We start from the raw sequence: 22,937 nt of genomic DNA on the forward strand, positions 1-22,937 counted from the left end.
CGTTTGCGAGGGGGCCGGAGTATCCGCTACTGCTTATCCAGCCCCATCTCTTGGATGGATATCTCCCGCATTTTGAACTTCTGGATCTTCCCCGTCACCGTCATCGGGTATTCCTCGACGAACTTGTAGTACCTCGGGATCTTGAAGTGGGCGATCTGGCCCTTGCAGAAGGCAATCAGGGCATCGCCCGAGATCTGCTCAGCGTCCGGCCGCAGCTTGACCCATGCAATCAGCTCCTCGCCGTACTTCTCATCGGGAATGCCGGTAACCTGCACGTCCTCGATGGCGGGATGTGTGTAGAGGAATTCTTCGATTTCCCGTGGGTAAATGTTCTCACCACCCCGTATCACCATATCCTTGATGCGACCGACGATCTGGATGTAGCCGTCCTCATCCATGATGGCCAGGTCGCCGGTGTGCATCCAGCCAGCATCGTCGATGGCTTCCCGGGTTTTTTCCTCGTTGTTCCAGTAGCAGAGCATCACGCTGTAGCCGCGGGTGCACAGTTCGCCGGTTTCACCTCGGGGCACTACGTTGCCCGTGGCCGGGTCGATGATTTTGGTTTCCTGATGGGGCTGAGTGCGGCCTACCGTTGTCACTTGCTTCTCGAACGGATCCGTGGCGCTGGTCTGGGCCGATACCGGGCTGGTTTCAGTCATGCCGTAGGCAATCTGAACCTCTTTCATGTGCATCTGCTGGTTGACCTTTTTCATGATCTCCGCCGGGCAGATGGAGCCGGCCATGATGCCGGTGCGCAGGGTTGAAAGGTCATAACTTTCAAATCCGGGCTCCCCCAGTTCGGCGATAAACATGGTGGGGACTCCGTAGAGCGCGGTGGCCTTTTCCTGATGCACAGCTTCAAGAACCCGTTTCGGCTCGAAGCCTTCGCTCGGGTAGATCATGGTGGCACCGTGGGTGATGCAACCGAGGTTGCCCATGACCATGCCAAAGCAGTGATACAGGGGCACGGGGATGACCAGCCGGTCCTGATCGGTAAAGCGCTGGCTCTCGGCAACGAAGTAACCGTTATTCAGGATATTGTGATGGGTGAGGGTGGCGCCCTTGGGGTTGCCGGTGGTGCCCGAGGTGAACTGGATGTTTATAGGGTCGTCAAACTGAAGCCCGCCCTGGCGCTCGGCCAGCTCTTCGTCAGAAACGCTTTCGCTGTAGCGGAGGAAGCCCTGCCAGCTCCACATGCCGGCGTGAGTGTCTTCATGAACGTTGATCACCGAACGCAGTTCCGGAACCCGGTGGGCCCTTAATTCGCCGGGTTTGCAGTGGTTCAGCTCCGGTGCCAGTTCGTACAGCATGGCCCGGTAATTGGATGCCTTGAAGCTGTCTGCCGTGACCAGCACGCTGATACCGGCCAGATTCAGGGCGTATTCCAGTTCGTGCACGCCGTAGGCCGGATTGATGTTCACCAGAATCGCGCCGACCTTGGCGGTAGCAAACTGGGTAATGGTCCACTCATAACGGTTGGGTGACCAGATGCCGACGCGTTCACCCCTTCTGACACCCATGGCCATAAAGGCTCTGGCCGCTTCGTTGACCTTTTCAACAAATTCCCGATAGGTCCAGCGAATGTCCTGATGCAGGCAAACGAGGGCTTCGTTGTCGGGAAACTGTTCGGCGGTTCGGTCCAGCATGTCACCGATGGTCATGCCCAGCAGGGGAACTTCGGCTGTGCCGCTGGTGTAACTCGGTTGGCTCTTGCTCATCACGTGCCTCCTGTTGTTCTTGTCATCGAGGGCTAACGTCTGTCTTGCAAGCGTCGTCTGTCAGGCGCCCAGCTCTTTGCTCGGCTTACGGGCGGGCGTCCACATAGTTATTAACGCTCCTGTTGTAGATACTAGGCGCAGTGGCCCGCTCGCGCCTGGCCCACTTTGGATCCGTTGTGGCGGTCGAGTTGGCCGCAGATCCAGTTGCCGGTGGCCACAAGTTGGTCCAGGTCTACGCCGGTTTCGATGCCCATGCCCTGCAACATGTAGAGCACATCCTCGGTGGCGACATTGCCGGATGCGCCCTTGGCATAAGGGCAGCCGCCCAAGCCGGCGACGGACGCATCTATCACTGCCACACCTTGTTCCAGAACCGCATACAGGTTGGCCAGTGCCTGGCCGTAGGTGTCGTGGAAATGGGCGGCCAGGCGTTCGATGGGAACGTGCCCCGCGACCGCATCGATCATGCGCTTGGCACTCAGCGGTGTACCGACACCGATGGTGTCGCCGAGTGAAATCTCATGGCAACCCATCTGGTAGAGGTCCCGGGTGACCTCCGCGACTTTCTCTGGAGCAATGTCGCCCTCGTAGGGGCAGCCCAGCACGGTGGATACATAACCTCGCACAGGAATGCCGTGGGCGCGGGCTTGTTCAATCACCGGTACAAACCGCTCCAGGCTGTCGGCGATGGAGCAGTTGATGTTCTTCTGGCTGAAGGATTCGGATGCGGCGGCGAACACCGCTACCTCATTCACTTCGGCCGCCAGGGCGTTCTCAAAGCCCTTCAGGTTTGGCGTCAGTGCGGAATAGCACACACCGGGCTTGCGCTGGATGCCGGCCATTACCTCGGCGGCATCGCCCATCTGTGGTACCCATCTCGGGGAGACAAAACTGGCGGACTCGATGTGGGTCAACCCGCAGTCGGCCAGTCGATCAATGAGGCCGGTTTTGATCGTGGTGGCGATCACCGGGCCGGGCTCGTTCTGCAGCCCGTCCCGCGGGCTCATTTCCACCAGTCTCACTTTCGTGGGTAGGGCCATTACTCTGCGTCCTCTTCCTGAATATCGATGGCGATGAGTTCGGCGCCTTCGGACACCTGATCGCCTTCGGCGAAGAAAATCTCGCTCACCACGCCGTCTGCCGGTGCCTTGATGGCGTGCTCCATTTTCATGGCTTCCATGATGACCAATGTCTGGCCCGCAGTCACGGCATCGCCGGCTTCAACCTGCACCGCAACAATCGCTCCGTTCATCGGCGCAGCCAGGCTGCCTTCTCCAATGGCATCTTCGAGCTGATAGGTTTCCCGGTAGAGATGGCACTGGAAGGTTTCACCTTCGCAGAACAAGACCAGTTGGCCGTCGTGAAGGTTGCCGTGAACGCTGATGCGATGGCCGTTGATCACCGCTTGAAGGTAATCGTCCTCAAGGCGGGCAGTCAGGTTGTAGACGCTGTCACCCACAAACACCTGATAGCCATCGTTCCGTTCGAGAACCTTGAGGTCGTGGATCTCATCGCCAACCTGCAACTGCATAGGATGGGCGTATTCGGAGTTCATACGCCAGCTGTTGCGTCGGCTGAACGGTGAGAAGGGATCGGTGGATCCGGATTCCGCAGGCTTACGCTGCTCCTGAATGAAACCGGAGGCCAGAACCAGTGCCTTATGGGCATCGAGCTTGGGTGCCGGGAACAGCAGTTTCCGGTGGTCTTCGATAAACCCGGTGGTCAGGTTCGCTTCCCGGAACGGCTGGGCATCGGCCAGTGCGTGCAGGAAGCGCACGTTGGTCTTGACGCCGGCAATCCGGTAGTTCTCCAGGGCCTGCACCATGCGGTTGATGGCCTGGTCCCGATTTTCGTCCCAAACGATCAGCTTGGCGATCATGGGGTCGTAATGGATGCTGATGTCGTCGCCTTCGGTCACGCCGGTGTCTACCCGCACATGGGTGTTTTCATCCGGAGTGCGCAGGTAACGCAGGTGGCCGGTGGCGGGCAGGAAATCGTGGTCCGGGTCTTCCGCGTAGATGCGCGCTTCCAGGGCATGGCCACGGGTTTTCACGTCAGACTGCTGCAGCGGCAGAGGCTCGCCCCAGGCTACTTTCAGCTGCCATTCCACCAGATCCAGGCCGGTGACCATTTCGGTGACGGGATGCTCTACCTGCAGGCGGGTATTCATCTCCATGAAGAAGAAGGAGCCGTCCACATCGTAGAGAAACTCGACGGTGCCCGCCCCCACATAGTCAATGGCTTGCGCGGCACGAACCGCGGCTTCACCCATGGCTTTGCGGGTTTCTTCGGTCAGCCCGGGGGCTGGCGCTTCTTCCAGAACCTTCTGGTGGCGGCGCTGAACGGAACAGTCCCGCTCGGCCAGGTAAACGCCATTTCCGTGTTGATCGCAGAAAACCTGAATCTCCACGTGCCGTGGCTGAGTCAGGTAGCGCTCGATCAGCATGTCCGGGTTGCCAAAGGCGTTGCGGGCTTCCCGCTGGGCGGCGGCCAGGGCATCGTCAAATTCAGACAGGCTCTCGACCACCCGCATGCCTTTCCCGCCGCCACCGGCAACGGCTTTGAGTAACAGCGGGAAGCCGCATTTCTCGGCTTCGGTGCGCAGGGTATCGGGTGACTGGTCGTCACCGTGGTAACCGGGCACCAGCGGAACGCCGGCCTTCTCCATGATCGCTTTGGCGGCGGACTTGGAGCCCATGGCCGCGATGGCCGAGGAGGTCGGGCCGATAAAGACCAGATCGTTGGCCTCGCAGGCTTCGGCGAATTCGGTGTTTTCCGACAGGAAGCCGTAACCCGGGTGGATAGCCTGGGCACCACTCTGCCTGGCAACGTCGATGATTTTCTCGCCCCGCAGGTAGCTGTCAGAACTCGGTGCCGGTCCAATGTGGAAAGCTTCGTCGGCCATGGCCACGTGCCGGGCGTTGGCGTCGGCGTCGGAATAGACGGCGACGCAGCGGAGACCCATGCGGTGGGCGGTCTGGATGATCCGGCAGGCGATTTCGCCGCGGTTGGCGATAAGAATCTTGCTGAACATGGTTGTTATACCTCCGGAACCCAGCTGGCCTTGCGTTTGTTGAGGAAGGCGCCGAGTCCTTCCTGGCCTTCGTCGCTCACGCGGATGTTGGCAATACGCTGCGCGGTGTCGTCAATCACTTCGGCATCAATCGGTTTCTGGCTGACAGCGAAGATCAGGTCCTTGGCCGCGGTCATGGCTTTCGGGCCGTTTTGAGCGAGTTGCTGAATCAGTTCATCGCAGTGTTGATCCATGGCGTCCAAGTCGTCACAGACGATATGAACCAGGCCGAAATCCTGTGCCTGTCGGGCGGAGAACACTTCGGCGGACAGGAAGTACCGGCGGGCCTGTCGCTCGCCAATCGCTCTGACCACATAGGGGCTGATGACGGCGGGAATCAGGCCGAGCTTCACTTCGCTCAGGCAGAAACTGGATGTCTCGGTGGCGATGACAATGTCACAGCAGGCCGCCAGTCCAACTGCACCGCCGAAAGCTGCGCCCTGAACCAGGCCGATGACCGGTTTGGACAGGTGGTTCAGTACGTTCATCAGGCGGGCCAGTTCCCGGGAATCGTCCAGGTTTTCCTGATGGCTGTTGTCCGCCATGCGGCGCATCCAACCCAGGTCGGCGCCGGCGGAGAAATGCTTGCCTTCGGAGCGAAGGACAACCACCCGCGTGGCGGCATCGGTATTCGCTTCTTCCAGTGCGCCGATAAGCTGCTGGATGATCACATCGTCAAAGGCATTGCGCTTGTCTGGACGGTTCAGCACGATTTCGGTGACACCGGCATCGCGGCGTCTGAGCAGAACCGCTGTTTCTTGTTCTGACATTCGATGTCTCCTCGATTACATGCGGAACACGCCGAAGCGCGTCGGCTCGGCGGGGCGGTTCATGGTGGCCGACAGGCTCAGGGCGACCACTTCCCGGGTCTGGGCCGGGTCAATCACGCCGTCATCCCACAGGCGGGCGCTGGCGTAGTAGGGGTGCCCCTGTTCTTCGTACTTGTCGACGATCGGCTGTTTGAATTCGGCTTCATCCTCGGCGCTCCATTGCTCGCCCTTGCGCTCCAAGCCTTCGCGGCGCACCTGTGCCAGCACGCCGGCGGCCTGTTCGCCACCCATCACCGAGATACGGGCGTTCGGCCACATCCAAAGGAAGTCCGGGTTGTAGGCGCGGCCACACATGCCGTAGTTGCCCGCACCGAACGATCCGCCGATCAGCACGGTGATCTTGGGAACGTTGGCGCAGGCCACCGCCATCACCATCTTGGCGCCATGCTTGGCAATGCCTTCGGCCTCGTACTTCTGGCCGACCATGAAGCCGGTGATGTTCTGCAGGAACAGCAGCGGGATGTTGCGCTGGCAGCACAGTTCGATGAAGTGCGCGCCTTTCTGGGCGGCTTCGCTGAACAGGATGCCGTTGTTGGCAATGATACCCACCGGGTAGCCGTGAATGTGGGCAAAGCCGGTGACCAGGGTCTGGCCGTAGTAGCGTTTGAATTCGTCGAACTCGGAGCCGTCGACGATGCGGGAAATCACATCGCGCACGTCATACGGCTTGCGCAGGTCGGTGCCGACGATGCCGTAAAGTTCGTTGGCGTCGTACAGCGGTTCGCTCGGCTTCTTCACTTCCACCGGTACGGGCTTGCGCAGATTCAGGTTGGACACGCAGCGGCGGGCGATTTCCAGCGCATGGGCGTCGTTTTCTGCGTAGTGGTCAGCTACGCCGGAGGTTTTGCAGTGCACGTCGGCACCGCCCAGTTCTTCGGCAGTGACGACTTCGCCGGTGGCCGCTTTCACCAATGGTGGGCCGGCCAGGAAGATGGTGCCCTGGTTACGTACAATGATGGATTCATCGGCCATGGCCGGCACGTAAGCGCCACCGGCAGTACACAGGCCCATGACCACGGCAATCTGGGGAATGCCTTCGGCGGACATGCGGGCCTGGTTGTAGAAGATGCGGCCAAAGTGGTCCCGGTCCGGGAAGACTTCGTCCTGGTGGGGCAGGTTGGCGCCGCCAGAGTCCACCAGGTAAATGCAAGGCAGGCGGTTCTGCTGGGCGATTTCCTGAGCCCGCAGGTGTTTCTTGACGGTCAGCGGGTAGTAGCTGCCGCCCTTAACGGTGGCGTCGTTGGCGACGATCATGCACTCAACGCCGGAGACCCGGCCGATCCCGGCGATGGCGCCGGCGGCGGGGACTTCATCCTTGTAAACGTTGTAGGCGGCGAACTGGCCGATTTCGAGGAAGGGGGAGCCGTCATCGAGCAGGCGGTTAATGCGTTCGCGGGGGAGCAGTTTGCCCCGGGAAGTGTGGCGTTCCTGGTAGGTGGGGCCGCCACCTTGCTGGATGATGCCGACTTTTTCCCGCAGGTCTGCGACGGCAGCCGCCATGGAATCATGGTTGGCCTGAAATTCTTCCGATCTTGGGTTTATTTTGTTCTGGAGTATGGTCATTTTCCCAGCCTTCTTTGATTCGGGCATCCGGGGCTGGCGGTTCGGCCTTCCGGGAGGCGCCAAAGGCCACATCCCTGTGTGCTTGGCTGTGGCCATCCTTGGCCACAGACACTCCCGGAAGGGCGAACCCCCACCCCCTCGACGTACTTGGGAGTTGGAGTCCTGAAACCTTATTTATTCAGGAACAACTCGCGACCAATCAGCATGCGGCGAATCTCGGAAGTGCCCGCGCCGATTTCGTACAGTTTCGCGTCCCGCAGCAGGCGGCCTGTTGGGTACTCGTTGATGTAGCCGTTGCCGCCCAGCAGCTGGATGGCGTCCAGTGCCAGTTTGGTGGCCATTTCGGCGGAGTAGAGGATGGCGCCGGCAGCATCTTTGCGGGTGGTTTCGCCACGATCGGCAGACTGGGCGACCATGTAGACGTAGGACTTGGCGGTGTTCATGAAGGTGTACATGTCCGCCACCTTGCCCTGTACCAGTTCGAACTCGCCGATGGCCTGGCCAAACTGTTTGCGTTCACGAATGTAAGGAACCACGACATCCATCGCCGCCTGCATCAGGCCCAACGGGCCGCCGGACAACACCAGTCGCTCGTAGTCGAGGCCGCTCATCAGGACTTTGGCACCGTTGCCGACACCGCCCAGCACGTTTTCCTTGGGGACCTTGCAGTCCTGGAATACCAGTTCACAGGTGTTGGAGCCGCGCATGCCCAGCTTGTCCAGCTTCTGGTGGCGGCTGAAGCCCGGGTAGTCACGTTCAACGATGAAGGCAGTCACACCTTTGGAACCGCCCTTCGGGTCGGTCTTGGCGTAGATGACGTAGGTGTGTGCATCCGGGCCGTTAGTGATCCACATTTTGTTGCCGTTCAGCACGTAGTGGTCGCCTTCTTCCCGGGCGTGCAATTTCATGGAGATCACGTCGGAACCGGCATTGGGTTCGGACATGGCCAGGGCGCCGACGTGCTCACCGCTCACCAGCTTGGGCAGGTATTTCTGCTTCTGCTCTTCGGTGCCGTTGCGGTGGATCTGGTTCACGCACAGGTTGGAATGGGCGCCGTAGGACAGGCCGACGGAGGCAGACGCCCGGCTGATTTCTTCCATGGCGATCACGTGGGCCAGGTAGCCCATGTCGGAACCACCGTATTCTTCTTTGACGGTAATGCCCAGCAGGCCCATGTCACCGAACTTGCGCCACAGGTCCATGGGGAACTCGTTGGTGCGGTCAATTTCTTCGGCGCGGGGGGCGATTTCGGCGGCGGCAAAGCTGTTGACCTGCTCGCGGAGCATGTCGAGGGTTTCGCCAAGGCCAAAGTTGAGCTCTGAGTACTGTGATTTCATTGGGCCTACCTTCTTGTTCTATATGTTCAGTAATCGTGTATTGATCTGGGCGGGGTGCGGCACTTGGAGTGCGGCTTACCCGGCCTCTGTTGCTTTTGATTCCTTGGACGAGCTTGCTTTTCGACCGGCTTTCTTCTGAAGTTCGGCCAGCGCATCACGGCACCGCGCTTCGGCGGAGTCCATTTCCTGCTCCATCATTTCGATGTCTTTCTTCTGCTGCTCTATCTGTTCACGCTTGCGTGCCAGAGTTTCCAGCATGAGCAAAAGCTGTTTCTCGCTGCCTTTAAGGCTGTTGTCGTACAGGTCGAACAGTTCTCTTGTTTCTGCCAGGGAGAACCCCATGCGCTTACCCCGCAGGATCAACTTCAGCCGAACCCGGTCACCTTTACTGAAGATGCGGGTCTGACCCCGGCGGGCGGGCTTGAGCAGATCTTCCGCCTCGTAAAAGCGGATTGTTCTGGTCGTAACGTCAAACTCTTTGGCGAGGTCGCTGATGGTGTAAGTGTCTTTGGTGGTCATGTTGAGTTCCTTTTTTTGTCTAGGTTAGATAAAGTTTACGTAAACGTAAAGGTGTTTTCTGATCATATTGAGCACAAAAACAAATTCCGAAAACAGGAGAAGATGATGGAATTCAAAAACGTACCCGCCATTGTGACCGGTGGTGCTTCCGGCCTGGGTGAGGGCGCGGCGCGAACGCTGGCTGCCGCAGGCTGTAAAGTTGCGATTTTCGACATGAATGCCGAGCGGGGCGAGCAGGTTGCTGCCGAAATCGGTGGGGTGTTTGCCCAGTGTGATGTCGCCTCCACCAGCAGTGCAGAAGCCGCTTTCGCGGCAGCCCGTGAAGCCCACGGTCCCTGTGGCATTCTGGTGAACTGCGCCGGTATTGCCCCGGCCGCCAAGATCCTTGGCCGTGAGGGTGTGATGCCGCTGGAGAACTTCAGCAAGGTGATTGAGGTCAACCTGATTGGCACCTTCAACATGCTGCGATTGGCTGCAGCTGAGATGGCTCAGCGTGAGCCCAATGCCGATGGCGAGCGGGGCGTGGTCATCAACACCGCTTCAGTGGCCGCCTACGAGGGCCAGATCGGCCAGGCTGCCTACAGTGCGTCAAAGGGTGGTGTGGTGTCGCTGACCTTGCAGGCGGCTCGCGAGCTGGCCCGTGAAGGTATTCGCGTCAACACCATTGCCCCGGGCTTGTTCATGACTCCGATGATGGCGGGCATGCCTGAGGAAGTTCAGCAGAGCCTGGCCAACACGCTGCCATTCCCGAAGCGCCTGGGTAACCCGGAAGAATTCGGCATGATGGTGGATCAGATGGTGCGCAACCCGATCCTGAACGGTGAGGTGATTCGCCTTGACTGCGCCCTGCGCATGGCCCCGAAGTAACAGCAGTACCCTGCGGGAGAGAACAATGACAACCCCTGTCGATCAAGAAGAACTGGCCCTGTTTCGGGATTCCGTTATCAAGGCGCTGGAAACCGAAGTAAAGCCCCATTACGAAGCCTGGGAAAAATCCGGCATCGTACCCCGGGAGCTGTGGAACGTACTCGGCAACGCCGGCATGTTGTGTGTGGACGTGCCAGAAGAGTTCGAGGGCTGCGGAGCACCGTTCCAGTACTCCGTGGTAGTCGGCGAAGAGATGGCTCGCTTGGGCTTTGGCGCGCTGTCCACCAACGTGATGGTGCATTCCGACATCGTTGCCCCTTACCTGACCCACATCGGTAACGACGAACAGCGACAGCAGTGGCTGCCGAAAATGGTGTCTGGCGAAGCCGTGGGCGCTATCGCTATGACCGAACCGGGCGCTGGTAGCGATCTGCAGGCCATTCGCACCAGTGCAGTGAAGGACGGCGACGACTACATCCTGAACGGCTCCAAGACCTTCATTACCAACGGCCAGCACGCCGATATGGTGATCGTTGCGGCCAAGACGGATCCGAGCGCCGGTGCCCGAGGCATCAGTTTGTTCCTGGTGGATACCTCGCTTCCGGGCTACAGCAAGGGCCGAAATCTGGACAAGATCGGCCAGCATTCCGGCGATACCTCGGAGCTGTTCTTCTCGGACATGCGGGTTCCTGCCTCCGCCCTGCTGGGTGAGGAAGGGCAGGGCTTTATGTACCTGATGCGGGAGCTTCCTCGCGAGCGGCTGGTGATTGGCGCCCTTGGCGTAGCCGCCGCCCGAGGCGCGCTGGATCTCACCATTGCTTATGCGCAGGAGCGCGAGCTGTTTAGCCAGAAGCTTGCCCAGCTGCAGAACACCCGCTTTGAGATTGCCCGTATGGAAACCGACTACCGGGTCAACCGGGCCTTTGTGCAGGAGTGCGTGGAAGCCTACGAACGCGGTGAATTAGACGCCCCAACCGCCTCCATGGCCAAGTACAGCGCTACTGAAATGCAGTGCCGGGTGGCTGATGGTTGCCTGCAGCTGTTCGGCGGCTACGGCTACACCACCGAGTACCCGATTTCTCGGGCGTTCATGGATGCCCGGGTGCAGCGGATATACGGCGGTACGTCTGAAGTTATGAAAGAAATTATTGCCCGCTCAGTTTTGGGTAAGGCCTGAGCGAGCAACAAAGAATAAAGGCGGCAATCTCCAAAGTTTGCCGAGGGCGTGGAGAAGTCTTTCATGGACCGTCCAAAACATGGATGTTTTGGTCGAGCGTACACGGACGTATTCACAGCGAGTCCCTGAATGACCTCGCCGCGTCCTCAAACTCCGGAATCAGAGGACATCAAACATGAACAAAAACGACGTAGTAATCGCAGGCTCAGCAAGAACCCCAATGGGCGGCATGATGGGCGCCCTCAGCTCCGTGCGTTCGCCGGAACTCGGCGCGGTAGCCATCAAAGCTGCTATCGAAAAAGCAGGCCTCCAGCCGGCTGACGTACAGGATGTCATCATGGGCTGCGTGCTGCCGGGTGGTCTCGGCCAGGCACCGGCCCGACAGGCCTCCCGCGCCTCTGGTATTCCCGACAGCACCGGTTGCACCACCATCAACAAAATGTGCGGCTCCGGTATGCAGGCGTTGATCATGGCCCACGACCAGATCAAAGCCGGAACCAACAACATCATGATTGCCGGTGGCATGGAAAACATGAGCCAGGCCCCGTACCTGCTGCCCAAGGCACGGGCCGGAATGCGCATGGGTCACGGCCAGGTGATGGACAGCATGTTTCTGGATGGTCTGGAAGACGCCTACGAAGGCGGCCTGATGGGTGTGTTCGCCCAGCGCACGGCAGACAAGCTGAACATCAGCCGGGAAACCATGGACCAGTTCGCCATCGGCTCGCTGAACAAGTCGCTGGCGGCTATCGAGAACGGCTGGTTCCGGAACGAGATGGCGCCGGTCACTGTTTCTGGTCGAGGTGGTGAAACGGTTGTCGATACCGACGAACAGCCGGGTAATGCCCGACCGGACAAAATCCCGCACCTGAAGCCGGCGTTTGCCAAAGACGGTTCTGTAACGGCCGCCAACTCGAGTTCCATCAGTGATGGCGCCTCGGCTCTCGTGCTGGCTTCCGCCGCCGAAGCGGAGTCTCGCGGCTTGACGCCCCAGGCGCGCATCGTGGCTCACGCCACACACGCCCGGTTGCCATCCGAGTTCACCCTGGCGCCCATTGGGGCGGTAGAGAAGGTGCTGGAAAAGGCCAACTGGTCGGTGAACGACGTTGACCTGTTCGAGATCAACGAAGCCTTTGCGGTGGTTACCCTGGCGGCCATGCAGGCGCTGGATCTGCCGGAAGAGAAGGTCAATGTTTGCGGTGGCGCTTGTGCGCTCGGGCACCCGATTGGTTCGTCCGGCTCCCGGATCATCGTTACCCTGATTAATGCGCTTAAACAGCGTGGCCTGAAGCGGGGTATTGCATCCCTGTGTATTGGTGGTGGTGAAGGGACTGCGGTGGCTATCGAGTTGCTGTAGTAGCCGCAATCAGGTTGTTTGACGTGGGGAGGTAGGCCTTTTCTGGCGGGAAAAGCTGTCTGAGCGCAGCGAGTTTCTTTTCCCAGAAGAAAAGGTCTACCTCCTCACTTCCCCCTTTGTTGGCGCCACGGAGCGCAGACACCAGAACATTCTGGCGCCTGGCCCAGTTCAGGGCAGATCCGTCACGGCCCCGGTGGAGGCAGAACTCACGGTGCGGGCGTATTTCGCCAGCACACCTCGGGTAAACCGGGGTTCTGGTTGCTGCCACGCTTTTCGCCGCTGCTCCATTTCCGACTCGGGAACGTCCACGGAGATGGTGTTGTTCACGGCATCAATAGTGATGCTGTCGCCATCTTCCACCAGCGCAATCGGCCCACCCACCGCGGCTTCCGGCGTGATATGACCAACCACGAAACCATGACTGCCGCCGGAGAACCGACCATCGGTAATCAGGGCTACATCGCTGCCCAGCCCCTTGCCCATGATGGCGGAGGTGGGACTCAGCATTTCACGCATGCCCGGACCACCCTTTGGGCCCTCGTAACGAATAACCAGCACGTCACCGGCGACCACTGTTCCGTCCAGGATTCGTTCCTGTGCTTCCTCTTCAGAATGAAATACACGCGCCCGGCCAGAGAAGTGGGTGCCTTCCTTGCCTGTGATCTTGGCGACGGAACCTTCGGGGGCGAGGTTGCCGTACAGGATGCGCAGATGGCTGTCGGCCTTGATGGGGTTATCGAAGGCATGGATGATTTGCTGGTCCTCAGGGTAGGGAGTAACGTCTGCGAGATTCTCAGCCAGTGTTTTGCCAGTGACCGTCAGACAGTCGCCGTGCAGCAGCCCCCTGTCGAGCAGCATTTTCATTAATGGCTGGATGCCTCCGATGGCGACCAGTTCTGACATCATGTAATGGCCGGACGGGCGAAGATCTGCAAGGACAGGCACCTGTTTGCCGATGCGTACGAAATCGTCCAGTGACAGCTCCACGCCCATGGTGCTGGCCATCCCCAACAGATGCAGCACCGCATTGGTTGAGCCCCCGAGGGCAATGACCACAGTAATGGCGTTCTCGAAGGCGTCGCGGGTCATGATATCCGAGGGTTTGATATCCGCTTCAAGAAGCTTGAGAACGGCTGCGCCGGCGGCTTCGCAGTCGGCCAGTTTGCTGTCGGAGACGGCATTCTGGGCCGAGCTGCCCGGCAGGCTCATACCCATGGCTTCAATGGCTGAGGCCATGGTGTTGGCGGTGTACATGCCTCCACAGGAACCCGGTCCGGGGATCGCGGTTTCCTCGATCTGTTTGACTTCAATAAGGTCCATGTTGCCCCGGGCGTGAGCACCGACAGCCTCAAAGACCGAAATGATGTCGGTGTGGTTGTCACCGGGCATAATCGTGCCGCCGTAGACAAACACCGCAGGGCGGTTCAGCCGGGCGAGACCCATCATGCAGCCCGGCATGTTCTTGTCGCAGCCACCGATGGCCACGAGCCCGTCAAAGCCTTCGCAGCCGGCCACGGTTTCAATGGAATCGGCGATCACTTCACGGGAAACCAGGGAATATTTCATCCCCTCGGTACCGTTAGCGATACCGTCCGAGATGGTGATGGTGTTGAAAATCAAGCTCTTGCCACCAGCCTCATCCGCGCCCTTGGCCGCTTCGCGGGCGAGGCCGTCGATGTGCATATTGCACGGTGTGAGGTTGCTCCAGGTCGAGGCGATGCCGACTTGGGGTTTGCGGAAATCCTCATCGGAAAACCCGACCGCCCGTAACATAGCCCGGCTGGCGGACTTGTTGATGCCATCTACCACCGGTGCGGAATACCGGCGCCGCTTGTCCGTCGTCATGGTCAGCTCCTCATGGTCCGTTCATGCTGTCCGAAACCGTGCCACGGCGTCTGATGCCAGTTCAACACCAGTCACGGTATGCAGTGTTTCCCACTGAGACTGAAGCATAGCAACTGGACGGGAGCCAACCAGCATCGGGGCCGGTGTGGAGGAATTCTTCGGTTGTTTCCATGGCCTTTGTTGGGAGCTGTACGCCGGGCCTCTCTGGCCCAGAGGTTAATCTACATGATCAGCCAGCCGGATCACGGAAGGCCCGGCAGTCGACTTTGAGTTTTTTCAGCCTCGAGGTCAGAGTGGTGGGTTTGAGACCCAGCAATACCGCAGCACCATCGCCCCCGAAAATCCGGCCCCCCGTCATTTGAAGCGCCCGGATCAGGTTGCTTTTTTCCAGCTCTCGCAGTTCCTCTTCCGTCATCAATTCGCCACTGAAATGTCTGGCAGGGATGGGCGTGGTCGAGCCTCTGGATGCAGAATCCTCCCCTGTGCCGGAAAGCTCGACATCCAGTTTGGTGTCACCGGTGATCACCAGTCGCTCGATCACGTTTTCCAGTTCCCGCACGTTGCCCGGCCAGCTGTAGGTGGACAGCAACTCGACATCCCGCTGGCGGAGCTGGAAGTAGGGGCGGTTGAACTTCTGGCTGGCGCGGTTGACGAATTCCTGGGCGAGCAGCGGGATGTCCTCCACCCGCCGGCGCAGCGGTACGGATTCGATGGGGAAGACGTTCAGGCGGAAATACAGGTCTTCCCGGAAGGTACGCTCCCGAATTTCGGCTTTGAGGTCCCGGTTGGTGGCGGCGATTACCCGAACATCCACGGCCCGGGTGCGGTTTTCGCCCACTCGTTCGAACTGCTGATCCTGCAAAACCCGGAGCAACTTGCCCTGAAGTTCGATGGGAATCTCGCCAACCTCGTCCAGGAACAGGGTGCCGCCATCCGCCAGTTCGAACCGGCCGATCCGGTCGCTGACAGCCCCGGTAAAGGCACCCTTGATGTGGCCGAAGAATTCGCTTTCAAACAGGTCCTTGGGAATGGCGGCACAGTTCACCCGGATCAGCGGGCGGTCCCGCCGTTCGCTGGCCTGATGGATAGCGCGGGCGATCAGCTCCTTGCCGGTGCCGGACTCGCCGGTAATCAGCACGTTGGCATCGGTGGGCGCCACCAGACCAATGCGCCGGACAATACCTTTGATGGCCTCGCTCTGACCCACCAGTTCGTGGAAATGATGCTCGGCACTCAGCTCTTCCTGAAGGTAGGCATTCTCCATTTCCAGCCGGCGCTTAAGGCTCTCGACTTCCTCTAATGCCTGCTTCAGGTCGTCCCGGGCCTGCAGGCGAGCAGAGATGTCCCGGAACACCACCACTGCGCCGATGGGGTGACCGCTGTCCAGAATAGGGGTACTGGTGTATTCCACGGGGAACCCCGTGCCATCCTTGCGCCAGAAATAGTCCTCATCCACACGCCGGACGGCGGCTTCACGGAAGGCTCCGTAGATCGGGCAATCTTTGAGTGGATAAAGAGAACCGTCCTCGTGCGAGTGGTGAGCGACCCTGTGCATCACCCGTCCCATCAGTTCGTCGGCACGCCATCCGAGCATACGTTCAGCGGCCGGATTCACGAACGTGGTCCGGCCTTCCGCGTCGACACCGTAAATGCCTTCACCCACCGCATGGAGTATGAGCTGGTTTTCCCGCTCCATGTCCCGGAAAAGTTCTTCCACCCGACGCCATTCCAGCAGTCCGCCCTGATGGTAGCGATTGACCTCGTGGCGTTCCCTGAGGTTCCGAAGCTGCTGGCAATCCCGCAGCAGGAGCAGAACGGTCAGGGCCTCGGCGTCTCCGGTCCTTGAGGCGGAGATCTCCAGGTCCACGGAGTGCCCGTCCCGGTGGCGAAGGCTGAAGTCTCGGCTCCAGCTTAGGTTGCGGAACAGGGTTTCTTCGGTGAATGCGATCAGCGCCGGACGTTGCCCCGGAAATAGCCGGGTACAGGCGCTTCCGATCAACGACTGTCGGTCCACTCCGGCGAGTCGGGCCGCCGGATTGTTGGCAGCGAGAATCCGGTCACCGCCTGCGTCTACCAGCAGAGCGGCTTCTGGCAGTTGTTCAATCCATTCCGCGGATTGGGCGGCGGGTTCGGGGTTACTGAAACTTTGGCTCGGCAGCGTGGGATCCATTCCATTTCTTCCCTGATCATTATTGGCTGCAGTAAATGAAACAAAGGCTGTGCCAACTACGAGATTTCGTTTCTGGATTGACGAGATTTCGTTTTCTACGAAATGTCGTAGTTCGGTCGCAATAGGGTGGTATGGATAAAGTCAATAAAAAACATATGGTTGTAGAATTTATCGGGTGGTGGCACGAACTCTGCGTTAGTGGGATTCAGAAGGAACGCCGAAAGGTTTTGGCGGGCGAGCCCTGAATCAGGTTTTGGGGCAAAAATCGCCAGTTGCACCAAGACAGCGCAAAACATGACCGAAATGACAAAGGAGCGTGCCCATGACCATGAAAAGCCTTGGAAACCCGTTCGACGGTGATCAGTCCCTGATTCATTCAAAAGCCTGCGAATGCCCGACCTGCCAGCCGGGAACCCGTTCAAGCCTGTTGAGCCCTACCGTCCAGAAAGTTCAGGAAGCGAAGTCGTCCGATGCACCCGACGATTCGGAGGCCATGTTGGATCGGGCCATTGAGAGTGCGGTAGTTCGCTCGGTGTTTGGCCACAACGACTTTAATCGCCGCAGCTTCATGAAGATGATGGGGGCGGGTTCGGCCGCTGCGCTGCTGGGCAGCGTCTTTCCGATGGATAAGGCCAAGGCGGCGGTCAAAGAATCCATGGGCAAGCTGGAGAAGACCAAGCTCAACGTCGGGTTCGTGCCGATCACCTGTGCGACTCCCATCATCATGGCCCACCCCATGGGCTTCTATGAGCGTTACGGGCTGGATGTCACGGTGACCAAAACCGCTGGCTGGGCGGTAGCCCGGGACAAATCCCTGGCCGGCGAATACGATGCTTCACACATGCTCACGCCGATGCCGTTGGCGATGACGATGGGTGCCGGGTCCACTCCCGAGCCTTACATCATGCCAGCGGTTGAGAACATCAATGGTCAGGCCATCGTGTTACACGTAGACCACAAGGACAAGCGCGACCCGAAGGACTGGAAAGGCTTCAAGTTCGGTGTGCCGTTCGAGTACTCCATGCACAACTTCCTGTTGCGCTATTACCTGGCCGAGAACGGTGTGGATCCCGATAAAGACGTGCAGATCCGCGTGGTTCCACCACCCGAAATGGTCGCCAACCTGCGTGCCGGAAACCTGGATGGTTACCTGTCACCAGACCCATTCAACCAGCGTGCGGTATGGGAGAAAGTGGGCTTCATCCACATCCTCACCAAGGACATCTGGGAAGGCCACCCCTGCTGTGCTTTCGCCTGCAGCCAGAAGTTTGCGACTGAGAACCCGAATACCTACGGCGCACTGCTTCGTTCGATCATCGACGCCACCCAATACTCCCAGAACACCGACAACCGCAAGGAAATTGCCGAGGCCATTGCGCCCAAGAACTACCTGAACCAGCCGGTGCCGGTGATACAGCAAGTGCTTACCGGTTACTACGCGGACGGGCTGGGCGAGGTGCAGAACGTGCCGGACCGTATCGATTTCGATCCGTTCCCATGGCATTCCATGGGCGTCTGGATACTGACCCAGATGAAACGCTGGGGCTATATCGAGGGTGATGTGGACTACAAGGCCATTGCCGAACAGGTCTACCTGGCGGGTGAAACCGGCAAGCTGATGCAGGAAATGGGCTATTCCGCACCGAGCGAAACCTACAAGAATCACACCATCATGGGTAAGACGTTCGATCCGACCAAGCCGGAAGAGTATGCCCGCAGCTTCGCCATCGGGAGGGTGTGACCATGGCCTCCCTGAACGTTCGGGCTGCCGTGGTGTCGATCACGTTCCTGATTCTGGTGCTGGGTATGTGGGAGATGTCTGCCCAGGCACCGGAAGCGGAAACGGCAATGACCGAGTACGAGCGTCTCATGGGTGGGGCCGACCAAGAATCCCGGGTTCCACCGCCTTCGAAGGTCATTGCACTGGCGTGGGAGGAGTTGTCCAACCCCTTCTATGATGCCGGTGCCAATGACAAGGGCATTGGTATTCAGCTCGCCTACTCCATCTATCGGGTGCTGACTGGCTATCTGGCGGCCATGGCCATTGCGCTGCCGGTCGGGTTCCTGATTGGTATGTCGCCGCTGATGTACAAGGCGCTGAATCCCTACATTCAGGTTCTGCGGCCGATCTCGCCGCTGGCCTGGATGCCGCTGGCGTTGTTCATCATCCAGGATTCCGACGCCTCGGCCATCTTTGTGATTTTCATCTGCTCCATCTGGCCCATGCTGCTGAACACCGCCTTTGGCGTTGCCAATGTGCGGGAGGACTGGATCAACGTGGCGCGAACTCATGAACTGGGGCCATTGCGCACCGCACTGACCGTGATCCTGCCGGCCGCCGCACCCACCATCCTGACCGGTATGCGCATCTCCATCGGTATTGCCTGGCTGGTGATCGTGGCTGCCGAAATGCTCGTGGGGGGAACCGGTATTGGTTACTACGTGTGGAACGAGTGGAACAACCTGGATCTGGCCAGTGTGATTTTCTCCATCCTGATGATTGGGGTGGTGGGCATGGTGCTGGATCTGATTCTGGGCCGGGCTCAGCGCCTGGTGGAGTACAAGGAATGAGCGGGTGCGGCACATGGGTGTCGGCCCTGAACCTCCCAAGGGAGACTGGTTATGAGTAAGTCCTTTCTGGAAGTCGACGGTTTGTCCAAGGTTTACCCGGACGGTCAGGGCGGCGACCTGACGGTATTTGAGGACATTCGCTTCAGCCTGGAGAAGGGCGAGTTTGTCTGCATTATCGGGCATTCAGGGTGCGGTAAGTCCACCATTCTGAATGTGCTGGCCGGCCTGGATGAGGCTACCGAGGGTAACCTCGTGATGAATGGCAAGGAAGTCAAAGGCCCCAGTCTGGAGCGTGGTGTGGTGTTCCAGAATTACAGCCTGTTTCCCTGGAAATCGGCGCTGAAGAACATCACCTTCGCAGTGCAGGCCCGCTGGCCATCTTGGTCGAAGGAGCAGGTGCGGGAGCACAGCGAGCGCTACCTGAAAATGGTCGGACTGGACCACGCCATGCATCGTAAACCCTCGCAGCTTTCGGGTGGTATGCGTCAACGGGTGAGTATTGCCCGTGCCTTCGCTACCCAGCCTGAACTGCTGTTGCTGGATGAGCCCTTTGGCGCGCTGGATGCGCTGACCCGGGGCGTCATTCAGGACGAGCTGGTGAAGATCTGGGAAGAGACCCGCCAGACGGTGTTCATGATTACCCACGATGTGGACGAAGCCATTCTGCTGTCGGACCGCATTTTCCTGATGTCCAACGGTCCCAACGCGCGCATTGCCGAAAGTGTGAGCGTCGATATGCCGCACCCTCGGGCCCGGGCGACCATCTTTCAGAATCCGTCCTATCACAAAGTCCGGGATTACCTGGTGGACTTCCTGGTGAACCGAAGCAGCACCGCGCTGCCGGAAAAAGACGGAACACCCAAGGTGATTTCGCCCGCTGGCGGGGATTCGGCTCCCACGCCGGATGATGACTCTCAATCCGCATCGCCCGCCCACGCGGTCAATGCCTGATCTCTGTCTTAACAAGAGGAAACGACCATGATGAACAAGGAATTGATGACAGCGAAAATTCTGGAAGCAAAAGTCACCAAGGGAATGACCTGGGAGGCCATTGCCGAGGCAGTGGGGATGTCGCCGGTGTTCACCACCTCAGCCTGCCTTGGTATGAACAGCATGGCCGAGGATAAGGCGTTCGCCCTGTGTGAAACCCTTGGCCTCGACAAGCAAGTGGCGGAAGCCCTGCAGGTATGCCCGAAGAAAGCCTGGGATGGTGCGGTTCCGCAAGATCCGCTGATTTATCGCCTTTACGAGATTGTGGGTGTTTATGGGGACACCCTGAAGGAAATCATCCACGAGAAGTTTGGCGACGGCATCATGAGTGCAATCGACTTCTCGATGGAGGTAGATAAGGAAGAGAACCCGAAAGGTGACCGGGTGGTGGTGACCATGAATGGGAAATTCTTGCCTTACAAGTCCTGGTGATGGGGTGAGAGAGTTCGCCCTCTAAGGGAGTCCGGGCGCGGGGAAGTAGGTCTTTTCTTCTGGGAAAGGAAATTCGCTGCGCTCGGACAGCTTTTCCCGGCAGAAAAGACCTACCTCCCCACACCCTGCAGACTGCAGAGGTTTGCTTTATTTTGCAGGCCGGAGGAAGGGGGCACCTTTTAACCTCTAGGCCGTTTTGGTCTTCGCCATGGGAGCCTGGAGGACCACCTCACCTACTGTATGCAGTTTCTCCAACTGGGTTTTGAGCATGGCAATCGGCCGAGTGCCTTCCAGGGTCAGGGCGATGTTCAGATTCTCGCCCGCTGCATCCACCGCCATCTGAACAATTCTGAATCCGCGAATACGAATAACCTGACAAAGGCGCTCCATGGCGGCGGCTTCGTGGGTCATGGTGCAGGCAATGGCGTAGATGCCCGCGTTATTTGGGTGGGTGGTCGGATTCATGCAACGTGCTCCTTGTTGGCTTTGCGGGTGCGCTGGGATTCATCAATCATCTCGCGGTTGCTGGCACCGGGTTTGACGATTGGCCAGACGTTCTCTTCCCGGGCGATGGCAACGTGCAACAGCATCGGGCCATCGTAGGCCAGGATGGTTTCGATCCCGCGACGGATCTGGTCGGTGCGCTCGATGTGCAGGGCCGGAATGTCGAAGGCGCGGGCCATGGCCACGAAGTCCGGGTTGTCGTTCAGGTCAATGTGGCTTTCGCGGTTGTTATAGAACAGTTCCTGCTGCTGGCGAACCATGCCCAGGCATTGGTTATCCAGGATGATCAGTTTCAGTGGCAGGTTGTAGCGGCGGATGGTGGCCAGTTCCTGGGCATTCATCATGAATGAGCCGTCGCCGGCCACATTAATCACGGTGCTTGCGGGGTTGGCAAACTGGGCGCCAATGGCTGCCGGTAATCCAAAGCCCATGGTGCCCAATCCACCGCTGGACAGGTGATGGCGGGGGTGGTCGAACTGATAGTACTGGGCCACCCACATCTGGTGCTGGCCTACATCACAGGCAATGATGGTGTCATCCGGCGCAATGCGGGACAGTTGGCGGACGAAGGCTGGGCCGGTAATGGGGGCCAGGGGCTCTTCGTTGTCGGCCGTGTTGAAGCCGCCGGTGGCGTGCCAGGTTCGGCATTGCTTGCGCCATTCCTCAATGGCCAGGGGGTGTTTCTTCAGTTCTCCCGTGAGTCCGTAAAGGATGCTGGTCAGGTCACCCCGCAAGGACAGATCAGCAGCTTTGAGTTTGTTGATTTCCGCGGCATCGGCGTCGATGTGAATTATCCGGGCGTTGGGCGCGAAGGTATCCAGCTTGCCCGTGGCCCGGTCGTCCAGGCGGGCGCCGATAACCAGTAACAGGTCGCATTCATCGACAGCGCGGTTGGCCGCCCGGGAACCGTGCATGCCCAGCATCCCCAGATGATTCGGGTCGCGTTTGCCGCCGTTTCCAATGCCTTTGAGGGTTACAACGCTGGGCAGGCCAGAGGCGGCCGCGAACTGTCGAAACGCCTCTTCGGCGTGGGCCAGGCTGATACCGCCGCCGCTGTAAAGCAGTGGCTTGCGGGCGGCCCGCAGCATGTCGATTGCGGTGAACAGGTCCGGCGCCGACGTTTCGATGGACGTCGTCGGCTTGGAGGGCAGTGCCTGGGCTTCGGTCAGCAAGACATCCTTGGGGATATCAATCCAGACCGGACCGGGGCGACCGCTTTGGGCCAATTCGATAGCCTCTTCCATGATGGCCGGAAGTTCGTCGGCGGATTCAACGAGGTAAGAGTGCTTGACGATGCCGAGGGTCATGCCCAGAACGTCGGTTTCCTGAAACGCATCGGTGCCAATCAAACCGGAAGGCACCTGGCCGGTGATGACCAGCATGGGGATGGAATCGCGATGGGCGTTGGCAACACCGGTAATCAGATTGGTCGCGCCAGGGCCGGAGGTGGCAATACACACGCCCAATTCTCCGCTGGCTCGGGCGTAGCCGTCCGCCGCGAGAGCGCAGGCCTGTTCATGGCGGCATAGCACATGTTCCACATCCACATCGTCCACCAGGGCATCGTATAGCGGCATGATGCAGCCGCCGGGATAGCCAAACACCGTGTTGATGCTGTGCTGATGGAACGCTTCCAGAATGTGTTGTGCGCCGTTCATGGTCGTGTTGTCCTTTTGTGTTGCCCAATAAAGAAAAACCCCCGGGACCTTTCGGTGCCGGGGGCTTTTGGTGTCTTGTCAGGTTGTTTTATTTCACCCGCCTGTCCACGCAGAAGCCCCCGGATGGCACCACGACCACCAGGACAAGCTTCACTAGGACGACAACAGCGTTGAAATTCATTGGATAAACAATCTGCTCTGCATTCAAAGATTCGTATAGGCAAAATCTAACCCACGACTGAGACAGGGCGCAAGTGTTTCGGGGAGGTTTTTGGCCCGGCCATTCGATTTCGTTACCGGGGTCCTATTTGTTGTATATTTCTTTA

At 59.2% G+C, this 22,937-nt stretch carries 18 protein-coding genes; 7 read left to right on the forward strand and 11 right to left on the reverse strand.

Going from position 1 to position 22,937, the window contains the following annotated elements; translation table 11 throughout:
• Positions 1-26 precede the first annotated feature (26 nt).
• The 7 genes from K8I84_RS01675 to K8I84_RS01705 form a co-directional block, all read right to left on the reverse strand.
• A complete protein-coding gene (locus tag K8I84_RS01675) occupies positions 27-1,718 on the reverse strand; it encodes an AMP-binding protein (RefSeq protein ID WP_223792990.1) in 1,692 nt (563 codons plus the stop codon).
• A 131-nt stretch (positions 1,719-1,849) separates the two neighbouring features.
• On the reverse strand, positions 1,850-2,758 hold the full coding sequence (locus K8I84_RS01680) for a hydroxymethylglutaryl-CoA lyase (protein ID WP_223792991.1): 909 nt from the start codon (positions 2,756-2,758) through the stop codon (positions 1,850-1,852).
• The gene (locus K8I84_RS01685; RefSeq protein WP_223792992.1) at positions 2,758-4,752 is read right to left on the reverse strand and encodes an acetyl/propionyl/methylcrotonyl-CoA carboxylase subunit alpha; all 1,995 of its coding nucleotides are present in this window, start codon (positions 4,750-4,752) and stop codon (positions 2,758-2,760) included. Before K8I84_RS01685 ends, K8I84_RS01680 begins: the two co-directional genes overlap by 1 nt.
• 5 nt (positions 4,753-4,757) lie before the next feature.
• The gene (locus tag K8I84_RS01690; RefSeq protein WP_223792993.1) at positions 4,758-5,561 is read right to left on the reverse strand and encodes an enoyl-CoA hydratase-related protein; all 804 of its coding nucleotides are present in this window, start codon (positions 5,559-5,561) and stop codon (positions 4,758-4,760) included.
• Between the two features lie 15 nt (positions 5,562-5,576).
• A complete protein-coding gene (locus tag K8I84_RS01695) occupies positions 5,577-7,184 on the reverse strand; it encodes a carboxyl transferase domain-containing protein (protein WP_223792994.1) in 1,608 nt (535 codons plus the stop codon).
• A gap of 170 nt (positions 7,185-7,354) precedes the next feature.
• Entirely contained in the window at positions 7,355-8,521 is a 1,167-nt protein-coding gene (locus K8I84_RS01700; protein ID WP_223792995.1) for an isovaleryl-CoA dehydrogenase, read from the reverse strand.
• 75 nt (positions 8,522-8,596) lie between these two features.
• Entirely contained in the window at positions 8,597-9,040 is a 444-nt protein-coding gene (locus tag K8I84_RS01705) for a MerR family transcriptional regulator (RefSeq protein WP_223792996.1), read from the reverse strand.
• A 105-nt stretch (positions 9,041-9,145) separates the two neighbouring features.
• Between K8I84_RS01705 and K8I84_RS01710 the strand changes: the two genes are divergently transcribed.
• From K8I84_RS01710 to K8I84_RS01720, 3 genes are all read left to right on the forward strand, one after another.
• The gene (locus K8I84_RS01710; protein ID WP_223792997.1) at positions 9,146-9,907 is read left to right on the forward strand and encodes an SDR family NAD(P)-dependent oxidoreductase; all 762 of its coding nucleotides are present in this window, start codon (positions 9,146-9,148) and stop codon (positions 9,905-9,907) included.
• A gap of 25 nt (positions 9,908-9,932) precedes the next feature.
• The gene (locus K8I84_RS01715) at positions 9,933-11,084 is read left to right on the forward strand and encodes an acyl-CoA dehydrogenase family protein (protein ID WP_223792998.1); all 1,152 of its coding nucleotides are present in this window, start codon (positions 9,933-9,935) and stop codon (positions 11,082-11,084) included.
• 175 nt (positions 11,085-11,259) lie between these two features.
• Positions 11,260-12,441 (forward strand): acetyl-CoA C-acyltransferase, encoded by a 1,182-nt coding sequence (locus tag K8I84_RS01720; protein WP_223792999.1) that lies wholly within the window; start codon positions 11,260-11,262, stop codon positions 12,439-12,441.
• Positions 12,442-12,609: 168 nt separating this feature from the next.
• Here the strand turns inward: K8I84_RS01720 and ilvD are convergent, their stop codons facing one another.
• Entirely contained in the window at positions 12,610-14,286 is a 1,677-nt protein-coding gene (gene ilvD, locus K8I84_RS01725) for a dihydroxy-acid dehydratase (RefSeq protein WP_223793000.1), read from the reverse strand.
• Positions 14,287-14,515: 229 nt separating this feature from the next.
• Complete coding sequence (locus K8I84_RS01730) at positions 14,516-16,456, reverse strand: sigma 54-interacting transcriptional regulator (RefSeq protein ID WP_223793001.1); 1,941 nt, start codon at positions 16,454-16,456, stop codon at positions 14,516-14,518.
• Positions 16,457-16,778: 322 nt separating this feature from the next.
• Between K8I84_RS01730 and K8I84_RS01735 the strand changes: the two genes are divergently transcribed.
• The 4 genes from K8I84_RS01735 to cynS are packed head-to-tail and all read left to right on the forward strand — an operon-like array spanning position 16,779 to position 20,449.
• Entirely contained in the window at positions 16,779-18,197 is a 1,419-nt protein-coding gene (locus K8I84_RS01735; protein WP_223793002.1) for an ABC transporter substrate-binding protein, read from the forward strand.
• A gap of 2 nt (positions 18,198-18,199) precedes the next feature.
• Positions 18,200-19,027 (forward strand): nitrate ABC transporter permease, encoded by an 828-nt coding sequence (ntrB, locus tag K8I84_RS01740; protein WP_223793003.1) that lies wholly within the window; start codon positions 18,200-18,202, stop codon positions 19,025-19,027.
• 51 nt (positions 19,028-19,078) lie between these two features.
• On the forward strand, positions 19,079-19,978 hold the full coding sequence (locus K8I84_RS01745; RefSeq protein WP_223793004.1) for an ABC transporter ATP-binding protein: 900 nt from the start codon (positions 19,079-19,081) through the stop codon (positions 19,976-19,978).
• A gap of 27 nt (positions 19,979-20,005) precedes the next feature.
• Positions 20,006-20,449, forward strand: coding sequence for a cyanase (cynS, locus tag K8I84_RS01750; protein WP_223793005.1), 444 nt, complete (start codon positions 20,006-20,008; stop codon positions 20,447-20,449).
• A gap of 186 nt (positions 20,450-20,635) precedes the next feature.
• On the opposite strand, the gene K8I84_RS01755 is transcribed toward cynS, so the two are convergent.
• Positions 20,636-20,914 (reverse strand): ACT domain-containing protein, encoded by a 279-nt coding sequence (locus K8I84_RS01755; protein WP_223793006.1) that lies wholly within the window; start codon positions 20,912-20,914, stop codon positions 20,636-20,638.
• Positions 20,911-22,611: an acetolactate synthase 2 catalytic subunit gene (gene ilvG / locus K8I84_RS01760; protein WP_223793007.1), complete on the reverse strand. Its 1,701-nt coding sequence runs from the start codon at positions 22,609-22,611 to the stop codon at positions 20,911-20,913. The genes K8I84_RS01755 and ilvG overlap by 4 nt, the downstream gene beginning before the upstream one ends.
• Positions 22,612-22,937 lie beyond the last annotated feature (326 nt).

The sequence above is a fragment of the Marinobacter sp. F4216 genome (genome assembly GCF_019931195.1).
Taxonomy (GTDB): Bacteria; Pseudomonadota; Gammaproteobacteria; order Pseudomonadales; family Oleiphilaceae; genus Marinobacter; species Marinobacter suaedae.